This is a genomic window from Sphingopyxis granuli NBRC 100800, from assembly GCF_001591045.1.
GTDB classification, from domain to species: Bacteria; Pseudomonadota; Alphaproteobacteria; order Sphingomonadales; family Sphingomonadaceae; genus Sphingopyxis; species Sphingopyxis granuli.
On sequence record NZ_BCUA01000039.1, the window covers coordinates 26,285 to 34,883 of the forward strand.

Consider the following 8,599-nt stretch of genomic DNA (forward strand, 5'->3'; position numbering starts at 1 on the left):
TTGACAGCCGCCATTTGTTCTCTTAATGTTCTTCTTGTGCACAACCAACCTATTCCCCCGTCGCAGCCGCCAACGGTGGCGGGCGGGGGATGAGGGTTCGGCGGCCGAAAGGCTATTCCCATCGGCCCTGCGCGGCCGTCAGGCGGCCATCAATATACCGCGATAGCTTTGATCGTCGAAGGTCAGGCCCGCGCCCATCGCGACGCAGATCAGCGCGTCTTCCGCCACCCGGACGGGCAGACCGGTCGCCTTGGCGATCGCCTGGTCCATGCGGCGCAGCAGCGCCCCGCCGCCGGTCAGCGTGATGCCTTCCTCGATGATGTCGGCCGACAGTTCGGGGGGCGTGCGTTCGAGCGCCGCCTTCACCGCGCTGACGATCTGGCCGACGGGTTCGGCGAGCGCCTCCGCGATCTCCGCCTCGGACACCTGGACTTCGGACGGCCGGCCGGTGACGAGGTCGCGTCCCTTGACAGCCATGACGATGCCCTCGCCCTGCGGTGCGACGGCCGAGCCGATCGCGAGCTTGACGCGCTCGGCGGTCATTTCGCCGATCATCATGTTGTGCTTGCGGCGGATCGACGAGGCGATCATGTCATCCATCTTGTCGCCGCCGACGCGCACCGAACTGCTGTGGGCGACGCCGCCGAGCGACAGCACCGCGACCTCCGTCGTGCCGCCGCCGATGTCGACGACCATCGTTCCGCGCGGTTCGGTCACGGGCAGTCCGGCGCCGATCGCCGCGGCCAGCGGCTCCTCGATCAGCTGGACGCTGACGGCGCCGGCGTTGGAGGCCGCGTCGCGGATCGCGCGGCGCTCGACATGGGTCGAGCAGGAGGGGACGCAGACGACGACATGGCTGCGGCGGCGCAGGCGGCTCGGCCCGCCGAGCGCCTTGTCGATGAAATGCTTGATCATCTGTTCGGCGACGTCGATGTCGGCGATCACCCCGTCGCGGAGCGGCCGGATCGCCTCGATATTGGCGGGCGTCTTGCCCATCATCGGCTTGGCGTCGTTGCCGACGACCTTGACGTGGCGAATCCCGTCGCGCGTTTCGAGCGCGATGACCGACGGTTCGTTGAGCACGATCCCCCGACCGCGAACGTAAATGACGGTGTTCACCGTCCCGAGGTCGATGGCGATGTCATGCGCGTGCGGCGCGAAGCGCTGGAATATGGTCATGAACGGGGACGAAACCTTTGATCCTTGTCGCGCCCGAATCAAGCGCCCCGCCCCCCGGCCCACGCTTGCCCAAGCAAGCCGTCCGCATGGGTAAAGGGCGAGGCCAGGTCAATAACCGTGCGAGCCGGACCGTGGGTTTCCCGCGCCTGACCGAAAATCCGGCGGTTCCCGGACGCTCCAGGGATCGCGCGAACGCCGCGCCCTGTTCACGCCGTCCCGGTGGTATAGCCGTAGCGAGCCCCCATTCCGCTCGTGCGGATGAATTCCAGCCCCGTCTCGACCTGCGCCGGCGACAGACCGCGAAGCGGCCGGCGCAATTCGCCGACCGGCAACCCGCAGGCGCGCATCAGCGACTTGATGGCAACCGGGTTGATCGCCGAATAATGAAAATGCAGCAGCGGCAGCAGCTCCAGATAGCGCTCGCGAAAGGCGGCGGCATCGGCGGCGCCCGTCCAGGGTTTCGAAATCGCCGCCATTTCGGCCGGGGCCAGATTGCCGCTCATGTTCGCGGTCCCGTGCCCGCCCAACGCCATCGTCGGCACGACCAGCCCGAGATTGGGGGAATCGCAGCACATCACCGAAACGTCGGGTGCGGCCGCCAATATCTGCGCCACCTGCCCGACGCGCCCCGTCGATTCCTTGTGCACGACGATATTGGGATGGCGGAAAAGCCGCAGCAGCTGGTCCCAATGAAGGTCGGTCTTCACGCGCGGCGGGTTGTTGTAGATGCCGAGCGGCAAGTCCGCCGCATCGGCGACATCAAGATAGAATTGCTCGATATCGGTCTCCGGCGCGCAGATATAGGGAGGCGCGGCGATGATCGCGCCGTCGGCGCCATTGGCGGCGGCAAAGCGCACATTGTCGATCACCTGCGCCGTCGAGGCCCCGGTGCAGCCGTAGTAGAAGAGCATTCCCGGCGGCCGCATCTTCGCGGTCTCGACGATCACCCGCTGCTTCTCCTCGGGCGACAGCAGCGATGGTTCGCCGGTCGATCCCAGGAACAGCATCGCCGCAGTGCCGTGACGATGCTGATGGTCGATCAGCGTCCGCCAGGCGCCGAAATCGATCTCTCCGCGGCTGTCGAACGGTGTGACGGTGGCGACGAACGATCCCTCGATCCGGCTTTTGGACATGCTGCTCCCCTGTTGCTGCCGCGCATGAACAGATGGATGGCGACGCGAAATCCGCTATCGCGCTGGCGGATTCGGCGCACTCGTCGCTCCTATGCGATAGGGCGTTCGCGTCTTTGCCGAAGGGGTCGGGGGACATGCCATGCTGAAAGCCATTCAACGCATCGCGCGCGCGGGGCTGGCGGGCGCCCTTCTGCTCTGCGCCGGCGCGACCGGATCGGCGCAGGACGGCGAAAAAACGGTCGTGCTTCGCGCCGCGCACCTGTTCGACGCGACGAGCGAGCGACTGCGCAGCGATGCCGTCGTCGTCGTGCGGGCCGGCCGGATCGTCGCGGTGGGCGGCGATGCGGCGATTCCCGAAGGCGCCGAGGTCATCGACCTGGGCGACGCGACGCTGCTGCCGGGCTTTATCGACGTCCACTCGCACCTGACGCTCGAACCCGACGAGAATTATTATCGCAAGACGCTCAACGAGCTGATGCGCAACCCGACCGAAATGGCCTTTTATGCCGCCGCCAACGCGCGCCGGACGCTCGAGGCCGGTTTCACGGCGGTGCGCCATGTCGGCGGCCGCGAGTTCATCGACGTCGGGCTGCGCAACGCGATCGCGGCGGACCTGACGCCGGGGCCCCGCATCCTGGCCGCCGGCAATGCGATCACCGCGACCGGCGGCAGCTGCGACCGGCCACCCTTTCCGGCGCAGCGCGTCGCGCCGCTGACCCCGCGCGAGGGCGTTTGCACCGGCGCCGACCAGTGCCGCGAGGCGGTGCGCGACCAGATCAAGTGGGGTGCCGACGCGATCAAGGTCTGCGCCTCCGGCGGCGTGCTGTCCTACGACCCCGTCGACGTGCCGCAACTGACGCGCGAGGAGCTGGAGGCGGTGATCGGCGAGGCCCATAAATGGGGACGCAAGGTCGCCGCGCACTCGCACGGCGACGCGGCCTCGCGGCTGGCGGTCGAGGCGGGCATCGATTCGATCGAGCATGGCAGTTTCCTGTCCGAGGACACGCTGAAACTGATGCGCGCGAAAGGCGTGTATCTGGTCCCGACCTTCATGGCGCTCGACTGGGTCGAGAGCCACGCCGACGGCTATCCCCCCAACATCGCCGAAAAGGCGCATGTCGCCGCCGCCGCGCACGCGGACATGTTCCGCGCCGCGCTGCGCATCGGAGTCCCAATCGCGCTCGGGACCGACGCGACGGTCCGTCCCGACGGCCACGGCCGCAATGCGATGGAGTTCGCGCTGATGGTCGAGGCGGGAATGCGCCCCGGCGCGGCGCTGCTCGCGGGTACCAGCAATGCGGCGCGGCTGATCGGCCTCGAAGCCGAGATGGGCACGCTGACGCCCGGCAAATGGGCCGACATCGTCGCCGTCCCCGGCAACCCGCTCACCGACATCCGCGCGACCGAACGGCCGCTGTTCGTCATGCAGCGCGGTCGCGTGGTGCGACGCGACGGCATCTCGCTGCTCCGCTGACCCCCTCTTTGCCCGAAGCCCTTGCACTATTCAGGGAGATTCCGATGCGCCGCCTGATCCCCCTCCTGCTTCTCGCCGCCAGCCCGCTGTCCTTCACGCCGGCCGCGGCACAGACTGCAGCGGCGGCGCCGGCCCTGCTCGACGTGCCGAAACTCGATTTCACGAAGCGCGTTCTCGCCAATGGCGCGACCCTCTACGCGATCCGGGACACGGGCACCGCAACGGTGTCGATCAACATCTGGTACGATGTCGGCCAGCGCGACGATCCCCCCGCGCGCGGCGGCTTTGCCCATCTGTTCGAGCATCTGATGTTCAAGACGACCCGGAACCTGCCCGGCGGGGTGCTGGAGGCGGTGAACGCGATGGGCGGCACCGCCAACGCGTCGACGCTGTTCGACTACACCGATTATTATGTCACCGCCCCCGCTAACCGGCTCGAGGCGATGCTGTGGCTCGAAGGCGAGCGGCTGCGCAATCTGGTGATCGACGAGGCAAGCTTTCATTCGGAGCGCGACGTCGTCAAGGAGGAGCTGCGGCAGCGCGTCCTGGCGCAGCCCTATGGCCGCATCCTCTATACGCTGCTGCCCGCCTTCGCCTTCGACGGGCACCCCTATGCCCGCCCGATCGGCGGCTCGCTCGCCGATCTCGACCAGGCCCGGCTGGCCGACGTGCGCGCCTTTCACGAAGCCTATTATCGGCCCGACAACGCGGTCTTCGTCGTCTCGGGCAATTTCGAGCCCGAGACGCTGAACGCCTGGGCGGACCGCTACATCGGGTCGATCGCACGGCCGCAGCGGGCCATTCCGCGCGATCCGGCCAAGGGGCGTCCGGTGGCGGCGCGGACGATCGACGCCTATGCGCCGAACGTGCCGCTGCCGGCGCTGGCGTTCGCATGGCGCGCCCCCGCCGCGGCCGATCGCGACGCCGCCGGAATCGACCTGATCGAGGCCGTGCTGACCCGCGGCGCGGCATCGCGCCTGCGCCGCGCGCTCGTCGACGAAAAGGGGCTTGCGTCGGCCGTCACCAGTTACAACCTGCCCGCGCGCGACGGCTACGCCTTTGCGCTGGTCGTGACGCTGGCCAAGGATCGCGACCCGAGCGAAGCCGAGGCGGCCTTCGCCGCCGAGATCGCCAGGCTGCGCGATACGCCGCTCGATCCGGGCGAACTGGCCGCGGCGAAGAACGGCCTGTTCGGCGATGCGCTCTCCGCCCGCGAAACGGCGCGCGGCCGCGCCTATGCGCTGGGCGGCGGCGCGGTGCTGACCGGCGATCCGCATCTGGCCGACGAACGGCTCGCCACCATCCGCGCGATCACGTCGGCGGACCTTCAGCGGATCGCGCGCCGCTGGCTGGCCGATGCGAGCCGCGTGACGCTGCGCTATCGCGACGAAAGCCTGCGGCCCGCGGGCTACACCGGCGACCGCGCGCCCGAGGTGACGGCGATGGGCCCGGCGGTGCCGCCGGCGAGCGCGCCGCCCGTTACGCTGGCGAGCGAGGCCGACCGCGAGCCGCCGCCGCAACCCGGTGCGGCGGTCCCCGCGACGCTGCCGTCGGTCGCCGAGCGCCGCCTCGCCAACGGGTTGCGCGTCGTCGTCGCCCGGTCGTCCGACGTGCCCCTGGCCGCGCTGACGCTGGTGATCGACGGAGGCGACGCCGCCGACCCGCCGGGCGAGGCCGGACGCGGCGACATCGCCGCGGCGCTGGCGCTGAAGAGCGCCGGGGGGCGGAGTGCCGAGCGGATCGCCGGCGACATCGCGGCGCTCGGCGGCACGATCGCGGCGAGTTCCGAATCCGACGCGACCGTCCTGTCGGTTCAGGTGCCCGCAGCCAACGCCGAAACCGCGGCGCATATCCTGGCCGACGTCGCGATCCGCCCCGACTTCCCCGCCGACGCGCTCGACGGCGTCCGCAGCCAGCAGGCCGCCGCCATCACCGTCGCCAACAAGCAGCCGCTCCAGACGGCGCTACGCACCGTGCCGGCCGCCCTGTTCGGCGACGCCCCCTATGGCCGCACACCCAGCGCGGCGACGCTGGCAGCGATCACACGCGACGAGCTGGTCGCGGCGCAGCGCCAATGGTGGATTCCCCGCAACGCGACGCTGATCGTCGCAGGCGCGCTGTCGCCCGAACAGGGCTTTGCGCTGGCCGATCGCATTTTCGGGGGCTGGAAAGGCGAATCCGCCGTCCCCGCGCCGCAGCCCCGTGCAGCGGCCGCGCCCCGCGCGCCGCAGATCATCGCCATCGACATGCCCGGCGCCGGCCAGACCGCCGTGGTCGCGGCGCTCCCGGCCGTCGGGCGAGACGATGCGGGCTGGCCTGCGCTACGCGTCATCAACGCGGGCCTGGGAGGCGGCTTCCAAGGCTGGCTGAGCCAGGAGATCCGCGTCAAGCGCGGCCTCAGCTACAGCGCCGGCAGTCTGCTCGACGTGCGCCGCGACGCCACCGTCCTGATCGCCGCGACGCAGACCAAGACCGAATCGGCGATCGAGGTCGCGGGGCTGGTGCTCGGCCAGATCGCGCGCCTGCGCAGCGAACCCATGGACGCCGCCCGGATCGCCGACCGCGCGACGTTCGTCGTCAACGGACTGTCGAGCCAGACCGAGCGCGCGGCGGGTCTCGCCAACTATCTCTCGACGCTGGTTGCCAGCGACGCGTCGCTCGACGTGCTCGCATCCGAAGTGTCCGCGAAGGCGCCGCCATCCCCCGAAGACATCGCCGCAACGGTTGCCGGACACATCCGGAGCGATCGGGCGACGCTGATCCTTGCCGGCGATTCGAAACAGTGGATCGCGGCGCTGCGCGAGCGCTATCCCGCCTTGAAGCTGATCGACGTCGACAGCAAGCCGCTGCCCTGAGCCGACGCTCAGGGCAAATAGCGGTCGCGCAGGTCTAGCGGCCGGGCGGTCAGCGGCTTTTCGAGCCCCTCGACGAAGATCAGGCGGGGCTGCGACAGCGGCTCGAGCGGATCGCCGCTCCACAATATCAGGTCGGCCGCGCGCCCGACGGCCAGCGACCCGATGCGGTCGGCGACCCCGAAAACGCGCGCCGGGTTGATGGTGATGGCAGCCACCGCGGCATCGTGCGGCAGGCCCCACGCCACCGCGTTGCCGGCGCTGTAGCGCAGTTCGCGCGCGCGATGCGCGACGCCGCTGCCGGCCTTGAGCACGACGGCGACCCCGGCGGCGTGCAGCCGCGCGGCGTTGTCCATCGACGCGCCGACCTGCGAGAAGCTGTGCGGCAGATTGGCCAGCGGGTCGACGATGACCGGCACCTTCGCCGCCGCGATGGCATCGGCCACCCGCCAGCCCTCTTCGGCACCGTCGAGGATGATGCGCAGTCCCTCCTCGCGGGCCAGCGCGATCATCTCGACGATGTCCGACGCACGATCGACCTTGACGATCAGCGGCATGCGGCCTTCCGCCACCGGCACCAGCGCTTCGAGGTCGATGCGCGACAGCGTCTGCGGCCGCCCTTCCCCACGGTCGTAGGCGGCGCGGTGACGCGCGAAATGGCGGACGTCGGCGAGCGTCGCGCGCAGCGCCACGATCGCCGATCCGCGCGCGCCGCCCGCGCGTTCGGCACCACCCTCCCCCATTTCGAGCACCATCGCCACGCGCGGCCGCGTGACCATGTCGGGGCGCTGCGCCAGATCGATCACCGCGGCCTGTCCCGAGAATTGCAGGTCGCGCCCGGACCGGTCGTCGTAGAGCGGCGTGGTGACCGCGTGCGTGATTCCCGCAAGCCGCGAGACCGGCAGCAGGATCGAATCGGGATTGAGCCCCAGCGAAATGTCGAAGCCGGCGCTGATCGTCCGGCTGTGCGTCGCGCGGTCGGCGCTCGCCGGCACCTGGCTGACCTCGACCGCGCCCAGGGTGCTGTCGGCCTGGATGAAGCCCGGCGTGACGACGCCGCCGCGTCCGTCGACGATGCGCGCATCGGGCGGGACCGCGACATTTGCGCCGATCGACGCGATGCGTCCGTCGCGGATCAGGACCGTCCCCTTCCCGATCGTCCCGGCCTCGGTCATCGTCAGCAGCGTCGCGTCGACGATGGCGATGGTTTCGGCGGCCGCGGGCGCCGCGAGAGCGAGCGCCGCGCAGGCGGCGAGGAAGCGGATCATGGCCTTTCTCCCGCTTGTCCGACCAGAAAGTCGGAATGGCGCCGATAGGTTGGATCGTCGCGATCGAAGACGAGACCGCCGTCGATCCAGACCTTGTCGGCGCGCGCATAGATACTGAAGGGATCGGCGCTCCACAGCACGACGTCGGCATTCTTGCCCGGTTCGAGCGTGCCGACCCGGTCGGCGATGCCGAGTGCCCGGGCCGGGTTGGCGGTGAACCAGCGGATCGCCCGGGCCTTTTCGATCTTCAGCCCGGCGCGCCAGGCAGCCGACAGCGCCACCGCCGCCTCCTGATTCAAGCGCTGGATCAGGACCGGGTCGTCGGAATGGATGATCGCGCAGCCGCCCGCCGCCTCGACGAGCGCGGCATTCTCCTCGATCGCGTCGAACACCTCCATCTTGTAGCCCCACCAGTTGGCCCAGGTGGCGACGCAGATGTCCTCCTTCACCAGCAGGGGCGCGATCTTGTACGCCTCGTTCGCGTGATGGAAGGCGCGAATCCGAAAGCCGAACTCGTGCGCGATGTCGATCATGTTCGCCATCTCGTCGGAACGGTAGCAATGGTTCTGGACGAATATCTCGCCCTTCAGCACCCCGGCGAGCGTTTCGAGCTGCAGGTCGCGCTTCGGCGGCTCGCCGGTGCGGTCGCCGCTTTCCCACCGGTCCCATTTGCGCGCATAGTCGGCGGCGTCG

At 69.8% G+C, this 8,599-nt stretch carries 6 protein-coding genes; 2 read left to right on the forward strand and 4 right to left on the reverse strand.

Translation table 11 applies throughout. The features are described from left to right. Positions 1 to 138 precede the first annotated feature (138 nt). Both SGR02S_RS10860 and SGR02S_RS10865 read right to left on the reverse strand, forming a co-directional pair. Entirely contained in the window at positions 139 to 1,179 is a 1,041-nt protein-coding gene (locus SGR02S_RS10860) for a rod shape-determining protein (RefSeq protein ID WP_067109230.1), read from the reverse strand. A gap of 206 nt (positions 1,180 to 1,385) precedes the next feature. Further along, positions 1,386 to 2,312 carry a 4-hydroxy-tetrahydrodipicolinate synthase family protein gene (locus SGR02S_RS10865; protein ID WP_067109233.1) on the reverse strand — a complete coding sequence of 309 codons (927 nt, stop codon included), beginning with the start codon at positions 2,310 to 2,312 and terminating at the stop codon, positions 1,386 to 1,388. A 139-nt stretch (positions 2,313 to 2,451) separates the two neighbouring features. Between SGR02S_RS10865 and SGR02S_RS10870 the strand changes: the two genes are divergently transcribed. After that, complete coding sequence (locus SGR02S_RS10870) at positions 2,452 to 3,786, forward strand: amidohydrolase family protein (protein ID WP_067109235.1); 1,335 nt, start codon at positions 2,452 to 2,454, stop codon at positions 3,784 to 3,786. 44 nt (positions 3,787 to 3,830) lie between these two features. Then, positions 3,831 to 6,641, forward strand: coding sequence for a M16 family metallopeptidase (locus tag SGR02S_RS10875; protein ID WP_067109238.1), 2,811 nt, complete (start codon positions 3,831 to 3,833; stop codon positions 6,639 to 6,641). Positions 6,642 to 6,649: 8 nt separating this feature from the next. Here the strand turns inward: SGR02S_RS10875 and SGR02S_RS10880 are convergent, their stop codons facing one another. Both SGR02S_RS10880 and SGR02S_RS10885 read right to left on the reverse strand, forming a co-directional pair. Next, positions 6,650 to 7,906: an amidohydrolase family protein gene (locus SGR02S_RS10880; RefSeq protein ID WP_067109241.1), complete on the reverse strand. Its 1,257-nt coding sequence runs from the start codon at positions 7,904 to 7,906 to the stop codon at positions 6,650 to 6,652. Next, positions 7,903 to 8,599: amidohydrolase family protein (locus tag SGR02S_RS10885; RefSeq protein ID WP_156483051.1), on the reverse strand; the 697-nt coding region annotated here is incomplete at its 5' end. The genes SGR02S_RS10880 and SGR02S_RS10885, both read right to left, overlap by 4 nt.